Source organism: Niallia sp. FSL R7-0271 (genome assembly GCF_038005785.1).
GTDB lineage: Bacteria > Bacillota > Bacilli > Bacillales > Cytobacillaceae > Niallia.
Window position 1 is genome coordinate 2,636,420 of the sequence record NZ_JBBOTZ010000001.1, and the last position, 17,819, is coordinate 2,654,238.

Sequence of the window (17,819 nt, forward strand, 5' to 3'; positions counted from 1 at the left end):
CTGTTTCTTTAATTAACTGCGATAAGGAAATAGACAATCATAACGGTCTGAATCAGCCCTTTTGCTGCGACGCTTCCTAAAAAACCGACAAGAGAGCCGACGCCTGCTCTAAGGGCTGCTTGCCAATTTGATTTATTTACAAGCAATTCGGCGATAACCGCTCCTAAGAACGGACCAATTAATATTCCGGCAACAGGAATAACAAATGGACCTGCTATCAGACCAATCGTACTACCCCAAATACCAGCCTTTGAACCACCATATTTCTTTACACTGAAAAGGTTCGTTAAATAATCAGCAATAAATAATAAAATAACGAACATCCCTTGAATAATCCAGAACAAGACAGAGAATTCTTGGAAGGTAAAGAAAAGACCATACAACAAAAAACCTCCAATTATAAATACAACACTTGGAATAATTGGATAAATCAGACCTATATACGCAACTACAAATAAAGCTCCTATAATAACCCAATATATGACATTCATGTTAATAGCCTCCATTATCTTTTAGTTTCCTATGTTTATCATAGTTTTTTTCGCCAATCAACGGCTTACGCTTGTATATGTATTTGTGCAAAGATAAAATAGTAATGAATCTTTATAAGGGTGTGTCAAATGAATGAATATTTTTAAGCAGTTTTACCGGAGCATCTATTCACCAAAAGATATAGCTAGCTTCCGTTCACAGGGTATTTGGAAAACAATCGCTTTTCTTCTGATCCTCTCGATTGTCGCCTCTATCCCTACCATCTATTATTTAAGTAAAAGCATGAATGAAGGAATACATACACTAGCTTCCACATTGGAAGAAGATGTTCCCGACTTCCGAATTGAAGACAACACGCTTCATTCTGATATGAAGGAGCCGAGCGTAACCAATACAGAAGACTTAACAATTATCGTTGATTCTACAGGCACCTATAACGAAAAGAACATCAGCTCTTCAGGCAATACTGTTGCTCTCCTTCCAAAAGAGTTCGTTATTGTCACAGCAGGACAATCTCAGTCGTTTGAGTACTCCTATTTCGGAAATATCCAAGCATCTAAAAGCGATTTAGCAGCATTAGCGAAATCCTTTGATTCAATGGTGCCACTGTTTACGAGTATAATGGCCGTGATTTTCTTTATCTTCCTTGCAGCTTCTAAAGCAATTGAAGCATTCATTCTTGCGATTTTCGGAACTGTCTTTGCAAGAATTTTAGGAAGAGAATTAACATATGGCCAAACATGGAGGATTACTGTCTACAGTATGACCATTCCGACTATCTTCTTTTTCATCATGGATAGCTTGGAAACAAATGTACCTAACGGCAGTATGCTTAATTGGTTCATCTCCCTGTTCATCGTATTCCTTTCTATTAAAGAAATAGAAACGAAAAAACCGATAAAAGAATAAGCATTAGAATTATACCCGTTTTTGTTTGCTCTAAATCTATATTGGCCACTAAGACTGTAGACAAGCTTTCTAAACAGCTGTTGACAGTCTTTTTATTTAATCTTTCTCGCCCTCCAGCACCTTCTATTTTGCGTCCTGACCTGCTCTAAATTAGTAGAGCAGGTTTTTTTATGGATTATAATCTATTATTTTTAGAAATAATGATAGATAAAATACTAGAAAAAGGTTCTATTAAAAATTCCTTGTACATACATTTAACTATCCATAAAAAGCAGGAGGAATCATGTATGAAAAAGCTCTTCATTACTTTTATCTGTCTGTTGACCATCTATGTTATCTATTTTGATTTGAATCACGGCACATTGAATGTAGATAAAGAGCCAGCGATTGAGGTACAGGCATCATCTGGATCTGACAGCCCCGGCTATTTTGAGCATGAGGTAAAAGCAGGCGAAACGGTCCTGTCAATCATCGAGAATGAAACGTCTGTAGCCCTTCCTGTCAGCATTGATACTTTAATAGCAGACTTCAAAAAATGGAATGACGGCGTTTCTCCTGAGGATATCCAAGTCGGAAAAGTTTATACCTTTCCTCATTACATCAATGGGCAATAAACGATTCCCGGCAAATTTTCCATTTGTTAATGTCAGCAAGTTTCTTGTCAATATAAGTATTTCATTGTTACAATAGGAATGTACTTTTGAATTTATTTGAGACCCTTCTTAAGTTTTTAAGGGTTCTCCAATTATTAAAGGAGCGAATCACCATTGAGTGAAATTATACATCGTACTAAAACCCGACCAATAAAAGTTGGCAATTTGACCATTGGCGGAAACAATGAGGTTGTTATCCAAAGTATGACAACAACAAAAACACATGATGTCGAAGCTACAGTTGCAGAAATTAATCGACTTGAAGAAGCTGGATGCCAAGTTGTCCGCGTTGCTTGTCCTGATGAACGTGCAGCCGATGCTATTGCAGAAATTAAGAAGAGAATCAACATCCCGCTTGTAGTCGATATCCATTTTGATTATCGTCTTGCATTGAAAGCTATTGAAGGCGGAGCAGACAAAATCAGAATTAACCCAGGTAATATCGGTAAACGGGAAAAGGTGGAAGCAGTTGTTAAAGCAGCTAAAGCTAAAGGAATTCCGATCCGTATTGGTGTAAACGCAGGTTCACTTGAAAAGAGAATCCTCGAAAAATACGGCTATCCAACAGCTGATGGCATGGTTGAAAGCGCATTGCACCATATCAAAATACTCGAAGATCTTGACTTTCATGATATTATCGTATCCATGAAAGCATCTGATGTAAATCTTGCGATTGAAGCGTATGAAAAAGCGGCAAAAGCTTTTGATTATCCTCTTCATCTTGGGATTACGGAATCAGGCACATTGTTTGCAGGAACTGTAAAAAGTGCGGCTGGATTAGGTGCGATTCTTAGCAAAGGAATCGGAAACACGGTTCGTATTTCTTTAAGTGCAGACCCTGTTGAAGAAGTAAAAGTTGCACGTGAGCTATTGAAATCTTTCGGATTGTCGGCAAATGCAGCTACATTAATTTCTTGTCCGACATGCGGACGTATTGAAATTGACCTTATTTCGATTGCTAATGAGGTGGAAGAGTATATATCCACCATTAAAGCACCGATTAAAGTGGCCGTGCTTGGCTGTGCTGTTAACGGTCCTGGAGAGGCGAGAGAGGCTGATATCGGGATCGCAGGTGCTAGAGGCGAAGGTCTATTGTTCCGCAAAGGGAAAATAGTCCGTAAGGTGCCAGAAGAAACAATGGTAGACGAATTGAAAAAAGAAATAGATGCTATCGCTGAAGAATATTTTGCCAAAAAAGCGGCTGAAGAAGCTGAAGATAAACAGAAGAAGCAGGATATGCTTACACAATAAGCTATAATGAGTGACCCCCCATTGATTTGATGGGGGGTGACCCATTTTTAGAAGCTTATAGACAAAACAAAACCCTTAAGCAATATGCTTAAGGGTTTTGTTTTGTTACAGTGATTCTCCGTTTGTTTCAATTACTTCTTTATACCAATGGAAGCTCTTCTTCTTAATACGGTCATTTGTTCCTTTACCTTCACTGTCTCTGTCAACATAAATATAGCCATAGCGTTTTCTAAGCTCTGCTGTAGATGCGCTCACAAGGTCGATTGGTCCCCATGAAGTATAACCGATTAGTTCGACTCCATCTTCAATCGCTTCTCGCACTTCTTCAAGATGGCTTTGCAGATAGTCAATCCGATAATCATCTTGGACAGTTCCATCCTCATTAAGTGTATCAACTGCACCAAGTCCATTCTCTACGATAAACAGTGGTTTTTGATATCTGTCATGAAGCTGATTCAAGACAATTCGCAAGCCTTTAGGGTCAATTTGCCAGCCCCATTCAGACGAAGCCAAATATGGGTTTTTGACACCTTCTAGCAGGTTTCCACTCGTTTTCTGATGCTCTGGGTCTGTGCTAGCAACAAACGACATATAATAGCTGAAGCCAATATAATCTACCGTGCCTTCTTTTAGAAGCTGCTCATCGCCTTCTTCCATGACAATTTCAATATTGTTGTCACGGAAATAGCGCTTCATGTATCCAGGATAGCTTCCTCTTGCCTGAACATCAGAGAAGAATAGCGTCTGACGGTCTTGCTGCATTGCTGCGAACATATCCTCCGGTTTGGATGTATATGGATATGTGACCATAGAAGCGATCATACAGCCAATTTGTGATCCTGGGATAATTTCATGACCGGCTTTTACGGCAAGTGCACTTGCAATAAATTGGTGATGTGCGCCTTGATACTGGGAATTCTTCTTGTTTTCCCCTTCATCAAACAGCAGTCCGCCACCTGTAAATGGTGCATGGAGAATAACATTGATTTCGTTAAAAGTCATCCAGTATTTCACTTTATCTTTATAACGTGTGAAAACCGTTCTTGCAAAGTGTTCATAGAACTCGACAACTTTGCGGTTTTTCCAGCCGCCATAGTTTTTTACTAAAGCCAGAGGCATTTCATAGTGAGAAATTGTTACTACAGGCTCGATATTATATTTCTTCAGTTCATCAAATACGTTGTCATAAAACGCTAAACCTTTTTCATTAGGCTCTGTTTCATCACCATTTGGGAATATTCTAGTCCAAGCAATAGATAGACGGAAGGCTTTAAAGCCCATTTCGGCAAAAAGTGCGATATCTTCGTTATATTTATGGTAAAAATCAATTCCATCATGATATAAATTATAAGCTGTCATGGACTCATCCGGCGGGCTCATAATTCCATGCGGAGATACGTCTGCTGTGGACAGTCCTTTTCCATCTTCTTTATATGCACCTTCAAGCTGGTTAGCAGCTACTGCGCCGCCCCACAAAAAACCTTCTGGAAATCTTTTCCCCATTCTATTCACCTCTTCATGTTATTAGAAAGGGACTGAATAACCAGTCCCCCTACATTTCTTAAACTGCAGATAAGTCAAGCACTACATCGTTTGCGCTTGTATGACCAGTTTTAAGTGGTGTTACATCTTTATATTCCATCGTGTTTGTAATAACAACAGGAGTAATTGTGTCAAATCCTGCTTTCTTTAATGCATCAATATCAAATGAAGTGATTTTGTCTCCAACCTTGACAGCGTCTCCTTCTTTCATATGTGCTGTAAAATGCTCACCGTCAAGCTGAACTGTATCTAATCCGACATGGATAAGGATTTCTGCTCCTTTATCACTTGTAATACCGATAGCATGCTTTGTTTTGAAAAGTGTTGTAATAACTCCATTTACTGGAGAGAGCACTTCCCCTTTTTCTGGGATGATAGCAATCCCTTTCCCCATAATTTCTTGGGAGAATGTTGGATCATTCACTTCGCTTAATGAAACAGCTTTTCCTACGATAGGGCTTAAAATTTGTTCGGATACAATCCCTGCTTCTTTCGTCGCAGCAGCTTCTGCTTCTGCATCTTTGTTTTTAGCTGGTTCTTCTGCGTTTTCAGCAGGTACATCTTCAAATCCGATTAGATATGCCGCAACTGCTGCAGCAACAAACGCAATCGCCATACCAATTAGAGCGTTTACAAAGTTAAGTCCTGGTCCAATGAATGATGTAACACCTGGAATACCTGCACTACCACCCATGATATATGCTGCAACCTTCGTGATTCCTAGATAAGCACCACCGACTGCTCCACCAATTAGTGCCGCGATAAATGGCTTTTTAAGACGAACGTTAACACCATACATTGCTGGTTCTGTTACACCCATTAATCCTGTAACACTGACAGAATAAGAAAGTGATTTGAATTTTTTGTTTTTCGTTTTCATTGCAACTGCAAATGCTGCTCCAGCTTGCCCCATATTTGCCAAGAACATTGCTGGCATTAAATAGTCAAAGCCGTTTACTGTAACATTGTTAATCATGATTGGCACTAATGCGTAATGCATTCCAGTCATGATGATTAGCGAGAATGAACCTGCAAGAAGGATCATCGCAAATAGTCCTGCATTGTCGAATAAGAAGTTGATTCCTCCAGATAGATATTCACCTAGAATAGCACCAAGCGGACCAACTGTGATCAATGTAACCGGAACAACTACTAATAACGTAACACTTGGTACTACAATAAGTTTTAAGGACGCATGTGTAACTTTATCTATCCATCTTTCCACATAAGAAGCAATCCAGATTGCTAACAGAATCGGTATAACGGTTGATGAATAAGTAGCAATCGTAACAGGCAGCCCGATAAAGGAAATTGGTTCACCTGCCGTAAATAATGCTGTTAAGTCAGGATGCAGGATGGCTGCACCGATTGCTGCAGCAACAAACATGTTGCTTCCAAATTTTCTTGCAGCACTTACAGCTAATATGATTGGCAAGAAGTAAAAGGCACCGTCACCAACAGCTGTTAAGATGATATATGTTTGACTCGTATTAGAAAGCCAGCCTAACGCAACTAGAATCGCTAGAATACCTTTGATCATACCTGCTCCAGCAATTGCTGGCAGGATAGGAGTGAACACACCAGAAATGACATCAAATACAGCACTTATCGGATTTTTCTTTTCTCCCGAAGATCCGCCGCTTGTCTTTTCTCCGCTTAATTTACTGTTATCTATAATTCCTTTATAAACCTTCGGAACATCATTCCCAATAATAATTTGGAATTGACCTCCGCTGATGTTTGTTCCCATGACACCTTCAAGCGCCTCTATTTGTGGGCGATTTGCTTTACTGTTGTCTTTTAAGTTAAAGCGCAATCTTGTCATACAGTGAATGACATTATCTACGTTCTCTTCACCGCCAACTTGTTGCAATATTTCTTTTGATAATTTATTATAATCCATGACAGTACCTCCTATTTGTAGGGGAATAATATTGTTATACTTTGATTTAGCTGTATGAGGGTGGCAGCCCATATACAGCTTTTTTTTCTTGCTTATTTATGTTTTTACATCCCTCCGTTTTTACTCCATAAAAAAAACCTAAACTACGCCCATAATAAAGGATATAAAAATCCTCCTATCGAACGAAGTTTAGGTTTTGCCTGCATAATCAGTAACAATCCTAAAGCGGTTTCATTAAATTTTACAACCTAAATTTATCATGCCCTAAAATATTTGTCAACGCTTTCGATATTATTTTATAAAAAATATTTTTTCAATAAAAAAAAACGGCAGCTTCTAACAGAAGCTGCCGACCAAACAAGTCAAAGGTTTGTGCTAAAAGAACGGGGCAATAAAAATGCCGATGATAATAGACAATGCTCCAAGAGCGATCGCCCATGATCCAAGCGTTACTGCTCCGCGTCTGCGGGCTACAAACCCTACAATAATCCCAACGATGCCTAATACAATCGGCATCACAAACAGAGAAATAATAGAAATAATCAGCGCTGTTATCCCAATTCCTCTGCCATTGCTCTCTGTACGTTCCTTGCGCTGTGTGTCCATTTTTGCTTCTTCGTTCGTCGTCTCCACTCTCTGACGAACTGGGACACTTGTGTTAAAAGGCATTGGATTGACAATCTCTGCAGATGTCTCCTCCATATAATCTGTTGTGCGTGAATCGTCTTGCTCTCTATCGGTGCGATTCTTTTCTTCATTGCTATTGTAGTCTGCCATGATCATTCCCTCGCTTTCTATAATAGGAGCATTTATTATCATGGCCAATTTAGCTACCCTTATTAGTGTAAAAGCTTGGAAACATACTTTTTTACGTAAATCCTTTCTCTCTCCCATGTCTTTTGATAAGCTAAAGAAGGATAAGTTTTAGTAAAAAATTTAGAAGAAACAACAGTAAAAGGAGTACATAATGAAAAAATTGCGTTTTGGAATAGATATTGACGGGACAGTCACAAGACCGGATACCTTCGTTCCTTATTTAAATGAGAGCTTCCAACTAAATATAACATTAGAAGATATTAAAGAATATGATCTATATCCCCTTGTTTCTGTTTCACACGAGGAATTCGATAAATGGTTTATAGATAATGAACCACGCATTTATACTGCTTCTCCTCTTGCAGAGGGAGCAAGCGTTGCTTTGAGCAGCTGGGCGGACAAACACGAGCTATACTTCATCAGTGCAAGAGGACAGCATCTCCTTGACATTACGAAAGAATGGTTTGTAAATAACGGCATTGCTTATAATCATATTGACTTAATTGGCACACACCATAAAATTGCAGCAGTTAAAAAGTATGAAGTGGACATCTTTTTTGAGGATAAGCATGATAATGCAGTAATGATCCATCATGAATGCGGAATTCCTGTTATTTTATTTGATACTCCGTACAATAGAGAGCCAATTCCTGATGGAGTAATCCGGGTGACAAGCTGGCAGGAAGCTTCCAAATGGGTGGACAACTGGATTAAAACGAAGCAATAATAAAAAAAATCTACTGTTTGCTAACAGTAGATTTTTTATTGAATACATTCAGGACATTTTCCATAAATCTCAAATTTATGGCCTGAAACATCATATCCTTTTAAGTTGTCTGTCAGTTCTGCCATCGGACATGTAATAATTTCTTTCGTTTTTCCGCATTCCAGACAGATAAAATGATGATGATGGTGATGATGTGAGCATGTAAACCGGAAATGCTTCTCTCCGTTCAGCTCTGTCATCTCAAATATATTGAGCTCCACAAAAAGAGAAAGATTACGGTATATAGTATCAAAGCTTAAACCAGGATAATCATTTTTCAATGCATCCAGTACATCTTTAGCCGTAATATACTTATTTTTAGCTGCAAACAGCTCTAATATATCTTCTCGTTTTCCGGTATGCTTATAGCCCTCTTCTTTTAGTATGTCTAATGCTTGATCTACATTCAATGGTGACACCTCCCAATTTTCTGGAATATATATAGTAACCGTTACGATTTATTCAACTAATGGAAGTCATCCTTTATCTAAATTAGTATACAAGAATGCCCTGATAATGTAAAGATACGGCGACTTTCGAATAAATCATTCAGATTTTTTGCATTTTTCATGACACATTTTCGCCTAACCCTCATATGTTAGAATGGGGAGTGATGACATGAAAATTTTTGAGAATATAATCAACCATAAAATCCATACGATTACTGCAACAGAGCTGCTGAAATACAGCAAACAATTCAAAATTCCTATTAATGATGGAGAAGCTGAGACACTGGCAAAGCATTTAAACAGCAAAAAAATCAACATTTTCAATCCAAATGAAAGAGCTCAGTTAATCAGAGAGCTTGCGACAATTACCAGCCCAGCCACAGCAAAGGAAGTCAATAACTTGTTTAATCTATTTGCAAACCAATAAGCTTTATGACTGCCTCTTTTTCCTTCTATGGGAAGAAGAGGCTTTTTTTATTTAATAAAAACATTTATTATTCTCATCTTTTTTTCATGTGCCTATGCTAAAGTGTTTGCTTGGACAAGATTATCTTATTTTTTGGAAGCTAAAAGGAGCAATAAAAATAATGAGTATGGATACATTACTGCAATTAAACACCATTTTTATAAGTATCATTATTGAGGCACTGCCATTTATTTTGATTGGTGTTATCGTCTCCGGAATCATCCAAGTCTTTATTTCAGAAGAAATGATTGCAAGAATTATGCCGAAAAATAATATTCTCGCTATTTTGGTTGGTTCCGTAATGGGTGCTATTATCCCTGCCTGTGAATGCGGTATTATTCCGATAACAAGAAGGCTTATTTTAAAAGGAGTATCAATCCCTGCAGCTGTAGCGTTTATGATCACAGGGCCAATTATTAATCCGATTGTTCTTTTCTCCACCTATATTGCTTTTGGCAACAGCTGGAGCATGGTGTTACATCGTGGATTATTGGCAATACTTGCGGCAATTATCATTGGTATTGTTCTTAAATTCACCGTTAAAGAGGCACCGTTAAAATCAACAGAAAGCCATTCGGCTCATTATCATTCCTTTATAGAAAAAATTTCTGCTATGCTGAAACACTCTATCGACGAATTCTTTTCAGTCGGGAAATATTTAGTGGCAGGTTCATTTATTGCGGCACTTGTGCAGACGACTATTAAAACATCAACACTTGTTTCCATTGGGAACGGAACCATTTCCTCCCATGTTGTGATGATGGGGCTAGCTTATGTATTAAGCCTATGCTCACAAGCTGATGCCTTTATTGCTGCAAGCTTTCGCGGCAGCTTTTCCACAAGCTCGATTCTCGCTTTTTTGCTGTTTGGCCCTATGCTCGACATCAAAAATACAATGATGCTGCTCAGTACATTTAAAGCGAAATTTGTCGCTCTCTTATGCACCGTTATTACCATCACTGTTTTACTTGTGACATTAGTTTTTTAAGGAGGCATGTATATGTTTCGGATATTTGTTCTAATCGGGTTCACATACCTTTTTTTCCATCTGCATGCATCTGGCGATATTTCTAAATATATTAACATGAAGTATTCCTATATATCTGAGTCTGCCATATATATCTTTATTTTGTTTACGCTTATCTCCATCTATTTTTATATAAAAGGAGATAAACACGATCATGAACATGAGCATGATTGTGATCATTGCGGACATAATCATGCAGCAGAGGAAAACCGTTGGTGGAAAAGAGCCATTGCTTTTCTCATTATGATTGCGCCTGTATTGACAGGACTATTCCTGCCTGTTGCCACACTTGATTCGAATATAGTAGAAAAGAAAGGGCTCTCCTTTCCCGTCTATGCGGAAGGAGATGAATACAGCCAGCATCAGTTTCTACAACCAGATACAAGCAGCTATTACGGAAAAGAAGGCTATTCTGAAATGATGGATAAGGGTCTGAAGAAATTAAGTAAAGTAGACTCCATTAAGCTGGAGGGAGATACTTTCCTCAACGATCTGGAAACTATCTACAATTACCCAGGTCAATTTATCGGGGAAGAAATAACACTGACAGGTTTTGCTTATAAAGATAAAGAGCTGGCAGCCAACCAAGCCTTTTTGCTGAGATTCGGAATTATCCATTGTATTGCTGATTCAGGTGTTTACGGAATTCTTCTGGACCTGCCTGATGATTTGAAAGCAAGCAATGATGATTGGCTGCAAATAACAGGAACTCTTGATAATATTTATTACCAGCCTTTCAAAAAAACCATTCCAGTTCTCAAAGTAACAAAATGGACAAAGGTTACCGAGCCTAATGATCCGTATGTTTATCGTCAAAATTAACATAAAAGCAAAGACTGCCGTTCGACGGCAGTCTTTGCTTTTATTTTTTTGAAAAATCAATAAATTTTGTATTATAATAAATTTATAAGAATTTAACAAAGGAGGGCATTCAATGAAATATGGGAAATTTGTGATTGCTACAATGGTTGTTATATTATTGGAATTTGGCATTTCTTATTTAGTTGCACAAAAATTGAATATTTTTTATTTAGATGCCATGTTTTATGTAGGTTTGAGTCTTACCTTAATTTTTGTCTTTTTCTCCAGCACAGGAGGCTTATTTACTAATTACAGTGAGATGACTACTGCAAAAAGTTATCTTGGTTTTAAAAACAATTATAAATTAACAAGAAAACTTGGCAGCTTAAGCATAAATTGTTTAAATGTTGGCTCTCTATTATTTTTTCTTATCGGCCTTGCTACAGCCTTCATCACAAGTAACTAATCTTTTTTAAGCAAATAAAAGACCACTTCACATGATGTGAAATGGCCTAATTTACTTTAACCTTTTAAAATATCGTCAAGTAAGCTTTCATTAAATTGCTGAGTTTTCAGCATATCAATTTCATGTTTATATGGAGCTTTTTTGTTAGTCTTATCTTCCCCGACATAAGGTGTTTCCAAGATTTTCGGAATATCAATAAGCTGAGGATGATGAACAATTTTGCTTAATGCGTCAAAGCCGATATGACCATAGCCAATATTCTCATGACGGTCTTTTCTCATCCCTACTGCATTTTTACTGTCATTGATATGAAGTACTTTCAGCTTGTCTATCCCGACAATACGGTCAAACTCATCAAGCACTCCGTCAAAGTCCTCGACAATATTATAGCCGGCATCATGAGTATGACATGTATCGAAGCATACAGACAGCTTGTCATTATAGGTGACACCATCCATAATCATTGCTAGCTCCTCGAAGGTTTTACCGCATTCGGAACCTTTACCAGCCATTGTTTCCAGTGCAATTTGCAGATTTTCTTTGCCTGTCAGCACTTCGTTTAAGCCTTCGATAATTTTTTTTATGCCTATATCTGTACCAGCACCAACATGTGCGCCTGGATGCAAAACAATTTGTTTAGCACCAAGCGCTTCTGTCCGTTCAATTTCTGTTCGTAGGAAATTAACACCTAGTTCAAATGTTGCCGGATTTGTAGTGTTGGCAATATTAATGATGTAAGGAGCGTGGACAACGATATCTGCTATCCCGTTTTCCTGCATATGTCTCATTCCTGCTTCTATATTTAAATCTTCAATTTTTTTGCGTCTTGTATTTTGAGGAGCACCTGTATATATCATGAAGGTATTTGCTCCATAAGATACTGCTTCTTCACTTGCTGCTAGAAGCATTTTTTTTCCGCTCATGGATACATGGGAACCTAGTTTCACCATTCATCCTCTCTCCTCTCAGCTTTTACTTATTTATTTCTGCTTTTCAAACGTCTTTCCCGTTTTTTAATGCCTTCTACTTCTCGCTGCATCTTCTTTTTGTAGCCAGGTTTCACTTTCTTCGGCTTTTTCACAAGAGATTTTGCTTTCACATCAATTTCATCTGCAGTACGTTGACGTTTTTTTCGGCGGTTTCTGTCTTCAATTTCGACCCACTCACCGTTTTTCAAGTCCATATTTTTAAACTCGATGCCAAGCTTTTCAAGCTGGTTTAGCTTATCCTCATCCGATTGCTCGTAAATAGTCAATGCAATTCCTGATGAACCGGCTCTTGCTGTTCTGCCGACACGGTGAACATAGAAATCAAGATCTGCTGGCAATTCAAAATTGATGACATGACTGATCCCTTTAATATCAATTCCTCGTGCAGCTAAGTCTGTTGCAATAATATATTGAAACTCCAAATCAAGGACTTGCTTCATCACTTTCTTTCTTTCACGAGGTGTAAGCCCGCCATGAATTCTAGCAACCTTCAGCCCTTTTTCCGAAAGCCCTGCAGCTACTTCATCACACATTTGCTTTGTGTTTGTGAACACGATTGCCAAAAATGGGTTGAAAGCTGTCAATGCTTCATATACTGTCGTAATTTTATCTCTGTGTCTGGAAGGTAGAAGCACATGTTCAATCTTAGCAGCAGTCAGCTGCTTTGGCTCCACATGTACATATTTAGGATTTTCTAAATATTTCTTTAAGAACGGCTTCAGTTTTTCCGGTATTGTTGCGGAGAATACAAAGATACTTAAATCTTTTGGCATTCTTGCAGCAATTTGGTCCACATCTTCAATGAACCCCATATCAAGCATAAGATCTGCTTCATCGACAATCAGCATATTAGCTGTATGGACATGCAGAGCCTGCTCCTTTACAAGGTCATTAATTCTTCCTGGTGTGCCGACAACAATATGCGGCTGGCTTTTAAGCTTTTCAATTGCACGCTGTTTATCCGTCCCGCCAATGAACAGGCGGCTTGAGATCGCTTCTGGTGAATGCTTTGCCACTTTAACAATTTCATTATGAATCTGCGTTGCAAGCTCTCTTGTCGGTGCAGTTATTACAGCTTGTACCGTGTTACTCTCAGGATTAATTCTTTCCATAATTGGCAGTACATAAGAATGGGTTTTCCCTGTTCCCGTTTGTGACTGTCCAATAGCACTTTCCCCTTTTAACATCAATGGGATAACTTTTTGCTGTATTTCTGTTGGTTCATAAAAGCCCAGTTCATCGACTGCTTTCAAAATGAACGGCTTTAAATTATAACGGTTGAATGTATTTTGACTCATTTTTAAAACTCCTTTATATTCAGACAATAAAAAACTTGCCGCGGCTTCACTAGTCCATCATATTATTATAATCAAAATCTGCTGAAAAGACCACTAATTCTCAGGTAATTAACGCGAAACCTGTTGATTACTCCCGAAACTTTGATTCCTTTTTCCTAAATATACTTGCTTCACCTTTTATTTTTCCCATATTTTCTATTTTTTAATTAAGACAATTCACTCAGATTTTATGCACTATCCGCTTAAACCCTAAACAAGTGACAACTATACAGCATACGCTAATAAGGAATACAGGTTATTATAGAAAGGAGGCAGCAGCATGCCACCAAGACCGCGTATGCCGCAGCCAAGAGGCATGGGGGGAAGAATGATGCAAGGCCCTGCTCCATATCAAAGACAGATGATGGGCAGAGGCGGCGCTCAAACCAGTAATGGTGGAGGCATTCTTTCTAAATTGCTTGGAGGGGGAAAAGGCGGAGATACAAATGTGCAAAGAGGTGCTGCAATGCTAGGCAGCTCAAGTTCAAGAAATGCCGCGACTGGCGGAGGGATATTGAAGACATTAACGAATCCTGCTTCCATCAACGGATTACTTGCCAATTCGCAAAAATTCCTGCAAACAGCAAGCCAGGTTGGTCCGATGATCAGCCAGTATGGACCAATGGTGCGAAATATCCCGGCAATGTGGAAGCTTTACAGGGGCTTAACAAGCAGCAGCGATTCCAGCACAGACAAGTCTGCTGATACGAATAAGGTGAAGAATACAAAGACGACACAAGAAGCTACTGGAACTTCCAATGAAACAGCGGAGCCAACTGCTGTTCCGGGAGTAGAAGAAACACCGGCTAGAGGGCCGCAGGACAGTGGAGTTTCTGTTCCTAGAATGTATATATAAATAAGTTAGACCCAATTTCTATTTTTCAGCTGATCTAAATTTACAGCCCAAACAAGTAGAAAATGGGTCTTTTATTTTTGCCATCCTCCATCACTATCTCAATATTTTTGTCTTCTTTTAAGAAGTTTTATATAATAATATATGTTAAGATATACTCTGAGTCCTAATACTTATCCGTACGTTGATGTATTTTGGACGGATAAAGAGGTTCCTAGTGGGAGGATTACAAATGAAAGTGATAAAAATTGCCCCTAGAGGTTATTGCTATGGCGTAGTTGATGCTATGGTAATCGCCCGTAATGCGGCTTTAGATAAAACATTGCCACGCCCGATTTACATCCTTGGTATGATTGTGCACAATAAACATGTGACGGACGCTTTTGAAGAGGATGGCATTATTACATTAGATGGTAAAAATCGCAAGGATATTATTGAACAAGTTGATACAGGTACTGTTATTTTCACCGCCCATGGCGTTTCTCCTGAAATTAGGGAAATAGCGAAAAGAAAAGGCCTTGTGACTCTTGATGCAACATGTCCTGATGTTACAAAAACACATGACTTAATTCGTGAGAAAGAAAAAGAAGGTTATTATATTATCTACATTGGTAAAAAAGGGCATCCAGAGCCAGAGGGTGCTGTTGGCGTTGCTCCGCATGCCGTATCATTAGTTGAAACAGTTCAGGATATCGAGAACCTCGATATTAAGCAAGAAAAGATTCTTGTCACAAACCAGACAACGATGAGCCAATGGGATGTTGCAGATTTGATGGAGAGCATCAATTCGAAATTTCCTCATGCTGAATTCCATAAGGAAATTTGCTTAGCCACACAAGTTAGACAAGAAGCTGTAGCCCAGCAGGCTGGCGAAGCAGATGTCTTGATTGTGGTAGGAGACCCAATGAGCAATAACTCAAATCGTCTTGCACAGGTTTCTGAGGAAATTGCCGGTACACCTGCTTACCGTATTGCTGACGTGTCTGAACTGAAACTAGAATGGATTAAAAATGCTAAATCTGTTGCAGTGACAGCTGGCGCTTCAACCCCGACACCGATAACTAAAGAAGTGATTAACTTCCTTGAGCAATATGATTCAGAAAAGGAAGAAACATGGGAAAGAGAAAAGAAAGTCCCATTAAACAAGATTCTTCCTAAGGTGAAGACAAAACAATAAACAAAAGCGGTAAAGAACTTAGGTTCTTTACCGCTTTTTCCTTATACAAACTGAAATGGGTCTGTATGAAGACTGGATGGGAAAATATTTACCTTATAGCCTGATTCCTCACAAAGAGAAACGAGCTTATAAGCAACTCCTTTTTTCATCACCTTTTCGACATTATGGCCTGGGTCGATTATATTCAAGCCAAGCTCACTGGCGTCAATCGCAACATGATAATACATATCGCCAGTTACATAGACATCCGCGCCTTTTCTGATGGCATGGGAATAATATTTATTGCCGTCTCCGCCCAATACAGCCACTTTTTTTACTTTTGCTTTCATATCACCGACCACTCTTACCCCTTGTACGTCGAGGCGCTTTTTAACGTGTTCAGCAAATTCTGCAAGTGTCATTTCTTCTATTTTACCGACTCTTCCAAGACCAAGCTGCTCACCTTGCTGCTGGACATCAAAGATATCAAATGCCGGTTCTTCGTATGGATGTGCTTTTTGGAGCGCCTTGATGACTGTTTTTTCAATGGAATGAGGATAGATAGTTTCTATTTTCATCTCGTCCACGGTCTCCAGTTTGCCAGGCTCTCCCTTAAATGGATTTGTATCCTGACCTGGTTTAAATTCACCTTTTCCTTGTGCAGTAAAGCTGCAATGACTGTAATTGCCGATAGCACCTGCACCTGCATTCCCTAATGCTGCCTTCACTTGCTCAGCGTAGTCAGCCGGAACATAAACAGCCAGTTTTTTAAGCTTATCCTCATATGTAGGAACTAGTACTTCACAATCTGTTAAGCCTAATGCATCGCTCAACAAATCATTAACACCGCCTTTAGCTACATCTAAATTAGTATGGGCAGCATATACAGAAATATCATGCTTAATCAGCTTTTGCATCAGCCTGCCTGCAGGGTTATCTGCCGTTATTTTCGATAAGGGACGGAAAATCGGAGGATGGTGAGCAATAATTAAATCTGTTTTCAAAGAGATTGCTTCATCTACTACTTTTTCGGTTACATCAAGGGCAATCATTACATTATGTACTGGTCTGCTCAAATCTCCGACTTGAAGACCGATTTTATCCCCTTCCATTGCATAAGCCTTTGGCGAAAACTGTTCGAACAATGATATTAATTCAAATCCATTAATTGTTTTCATTTCCGAGCACCTCCTGTACAAGTGCGATTTTCCAATTAAGCTCCTGTAGTTTAGCAACCGTCTCTTGTGTTTCTGTTGCTGTTTGCATACGCTCAATTATTCTCTGCCAATTTTGTCTTTCTAACGTCCATTTCTTTTGGAAGGCTTGGTTTTTTTCTCTGCTTAAAAAAGGTCCAAGCAAAAGCTCTGCATCTATTTGCTCTGTATAAGGCTCCTTTCCTACTCCTTGTTCAGCAACGAGCACTTCATAAATCTTATCATCTTCTTCTATTATCTCTTCGCTCACGAGCTTCCAGCCATTCTCTATAAGCCAAAGCCTGATAGAATAGGCGCTTACGTTCGGCTGCAGAACAAGTCTTTTGACAGTTTGTAGCTTTTGTTTGCCATCATCAAGAATAGCAGCGATTAAAGCTCCGCCCATTCCGGCAATCGTAATACAATCGACTTCACCTACTCCTACTACCTCTAGTCCATTCCCTTTTCTTACAGATATAACATCTGTAAGTCCCTCTTGCTGGACCTGTCTGCGGGCAGATTGAAATGGTCCATCCACCACTTCTCCTGCAATTGCAAATGACGCTTTCTGCTTTTTCAGCATATAGCAGGGCAAATAGGCATGATCTGAACCAATATCTGCGAATGATGCTCCTGCTGGTATGTATTTTGCTACTGTTTCAAGACGATTAGATAATCTGTCTGTATTCATTCTAAACACCACATTTCATTGCTATTTCTTATACTAAGTTGATTATTCTATTACCTATT

The 17,819-nt window shown here is 38.8% G+C and carries 19 protein-coding genes; 10 read left to right on the forward strand and 9 right to left on the reverse strand.

Features of this window, described 5'->3' with window-relative positions; all coding sequences use genetic code 11:
* Positions 1 to 8 precede the first annotated feature (8 nt).
* On the reverse strand, positions 9 to 491 hold the full coding sequence (locus MKX82_RS13565) for a DUF456 domain-containing protein (protein WP_237941708.1): 483 nt from the start codon (positions 489 to 491) through the stop codon (positions 9 to 11).
* Positions 492 to 624: 133 nt separating this feature from the next.
* Here MKX82_RS13565 and MKX82_RS13570 point away from each other — a divergent pair, with 133 nt between their 5' ends.
* From MKX82_RS13570 to ispG, 3 genes are all read left to right on the forward strand, one after another.
* Positions 625 to 1,401: a DUF1189 domain-containing protein gene (locus MKX82_RS13570; protein ID WP_233313144.1), complete on the forward strand. Its 777-nt coding sequence runs from the start codon at positions 625 to 627 to the stop codon at positions 1,399 to 1,401.
* Between the two features lie 287 nt (positions 1,402 to 1,688).
* A complete protein-coding gene (locus MKX82_RS13575; protein WP_233313143.1) occupies positions 1,689 to 2,015 on the forward strand; it encodes a hypothetical protein in 327 nt (108 codons plus the stop codon).
* 153 nt (positions 2,016 to 2,168) lie between these two features.
* A complete protein-coding gene (gene ispG / locus MKX82_RS13580; RefSeq protein ID WP_233313142.1) occupies positions 2,169 to 3,305 on the forward strand; it encodes a flavodoxin-dependent (E)-4-hydroxy-3-methylbut-2-enyl-diphosphate synthase in 1,137 nt (378 codons plus the stop codon).
* Between the two features lie 105 nt (positions 3,306 to 3,410).
* Here ispG and MKX82_RS13585 read toward each other — a convergent pair whose 3' ends face one another.
* The 3 genes from MKX82_RS13585 to MKX82_RS13595 form a co-directional block, all read right to left on the reverse strand.
* Positions 3,411 to 4,808: a glycoside hydrolase family 1 protein gene (locus MKX82_RS13585; protein ID WP_445738831.1), complete on the reverse strand. Its 1,398-nt coding sequence runs from the start codon at positions 4,806 to 4,808 to the stop codon at positions 3,411 to 3,413.
* A 58-nt stretch (positions 4,809 to 4,866) separates the two neighbouring features.
* Positions 4,867 to 6,750 (reverse strand): beta-glucoside-specific PTS transporter subunit IIABC, encoded by a 1,884-nt coding sequence (locus MKX82_RS13590; protein WP_341077804.1) that lies wholly within the window; start codon positions 6,748 to 6,750, stop codon positions 4,867 to 4,869.
* Positions 6,751 to 7,125: 375 nt separating this feature from the next.
* Positions 7,126 to 7,527: a DUF308 domain-containing protein gene (locus MKX82_RS13595; RefSeq protein WP_341077806.1), complete on the reverse strand. Its 402-nt coding sequence runs from the start codon at positions 7,525 to 7,527 to the stop codon at positions 7,126 to 7,128.
* 190 nt (positions 7,528 to 7,717) lie between these two features.
* Between MKX82_RS13595 and MKX82_RS13600 the strand changes: the two genes are divergently transcribed.
* Positions 7,718 to 8,293: a 5' nucleotidase, NT5C type gene (locus MKX82_RS13600; RefSeq protein ID WP_233313139.1), complete on the forward strand. Its 576-nt coding sequence runs from the start codon at positions 7,718 to 7,720 to the stop codon at positions 8,291 to 8,293.
* A 35-nt stretch (positions 8,294 to 8,328) separates the two neighbouring features.
* Here MKX82_RS13600 and MKX82_RS13605 read toward each other — a convergent pair whose 3' ends face one another.
* Positions 8,329 to 8,742, reverse strand: a complete 414-nt coding sequence (locus MKX82_RS13605) for a Fur family transcriptional regulator (protein ID WP_233313138.1) — start codon at positions 8,740 to 8,742, stop codon at positions 8,329 to 8,331.
* 208 nt (positions 8,743 to 8,950) lie between these two features.
* Here MKX82_RS13605 and MKX82_RS13610 point away from each other — a divergent pair, with 208 nt between their 5' ends.
* The 4 genes from MKX82_RS13610 to MKX82_RS13625 all read left to right on the forward strand — a co-directional run bounded on the left by MKX82_RS13610 (position 8,951) and on the right by MKX82_RS13625 (position 11,541).
* Positions 8,951 to 9,208 carry a DUF2624 domain-containing protein gene (locus MKX82_RS13610; protein ID WP_233313137.1) on the forward strand — a complete coding sequence of 86 codons (258 nt, stop codon included), beginning with the start codon at positions 8,951 to 8,953 and terminating at the stop codon, positions 9,206 to 9,208.
* A gap of 160 nt (positions 9,209 to 9,368) precedes the next feature.
* A complete protein-coding gene (locus MKX82_RS13615) occupies positions 9,369 to 10,235 on the forward strand; it encodes a permease (protein WP_341077811.1) in 867 nt (288 codons plus the stop codon).
* A 12-nt stretch (positions 10,236 to 10,247) separates the two neighbouring features.
* Positions 10,248 to 11,096, forward strand: coding sequence for a TIGR03943 family putative permease subunit (locus MKX82_RS13620; protein ID WP_233313135.1), 849 nt, complete (start codon positions 10,248 to 10,250; stop codon positions 11,094 to 11,096).
* A gap of 112 nt (positions 11,097 to 11,208) precedes the next feature.
* Positions 11,209 to 11,541, forward strand: coding sequence for a hypothetical protein (locus MKX82_RS13625; RefSeq protein WP_233313134.1), 333 nt, complete (start codon positions 11,209 to 11,211; stop codon positions 11,539 to 11,541).
* 56 nt (positions 11,542 to 11,597) lie between these two features.
* Here the strand turns inward: MKX82_RS13625 and MKX82_RS13630 are convergent, their stop codons facing one another.
* Positions 11,598 to 12,491, reverse strand: a complete 894-nt coding sequence (locus MKX82_RS13630; protein ID WP_233313133.1) for a deoxyribonuclease IV — start codon at positions 12,489 to 12,491, stop codon at positions 11,598 to 11,600.
* 26 nt (positions 12,492 to 12,517) lie between these two features.
* Positions 12,518 to 13,828: a DEAD/DEAH box helicase gene (locus tag MKX82_RS13635; RefSeq protein WP_233313132.1), complete on the reverse strand. Its 1,311-nt coding sequence runs from the start codon at positions 13,826 to 13,828 to the stop codon at positions 12,518 to 12,520.
* A 319-nt stretch (positions 13,829 to 14,147) separates the two neighbouring features.
* Here MKX82_RS13635 and MKX82_RS13640 point away from each other — a divergent pair, with 319 nt between their 5' ends.
* Positions 14,148 to 14,723, forward strand: coding sequence for a YqfQ family protein (locus tag MKX82_RS13640; RefSeq protein WP_233313131.1), 576 nt, complete (start codon positions 14,148 to 14,150; stop codon positions 14,721 to 14,723).
* A gap of 229 nt (positions 14,724 to 14,952) precedes the next feature.
* Positions 14,953 to 15,897, forward strand: a complete 945-nt coding sequence (locus MKX82_RS13645) for a 4-hydroxy-3-methylbut-2-enyl diphosphate reductase (RefSeq protein WP_233313130.1) — start codon at positions 14,953 to 14,955, stop codon at positions 15,895 to 15,897.
* 41 nt (positions 15,898 to 15,938) lie between these two features.
* Here the strand turns inward: MKX82_RS13645 and MKX82_RS13650 are convergent, their stop codons facing one another.
* The gene (locus tag MKX82_RS13650) at positions 15,939 to 17,054 is read right to left on the reverse strand and encodes a Nif3-like dinuclear metal center hexameric protein (protein ID WP_251644959.1); all 1,116 of its coding nucleotides are present in this window, start codon (positions 17,052 to 17,054) and stop codon (positions 15,939 to 15,941) included.
* Positions 17,041 to 17,760: a tRNA (adenine(22)-N(1))-methyltransferase gene (locus MKX82_RS13655; protein WP_233313128.1), complete on the reverse strand. Its 720-nt coding sequence runs from the start codon at positions 17,758 to 17,760 to the stop codon at positions 17,041 to 17,043. Before MKX82_RS13655 ends, MKX82_RS13650 begins: the two co-directional genes overlap by 14 nt.
* Positions 17,761 to 17,819 lie beyond the last annotated feature (59 nt).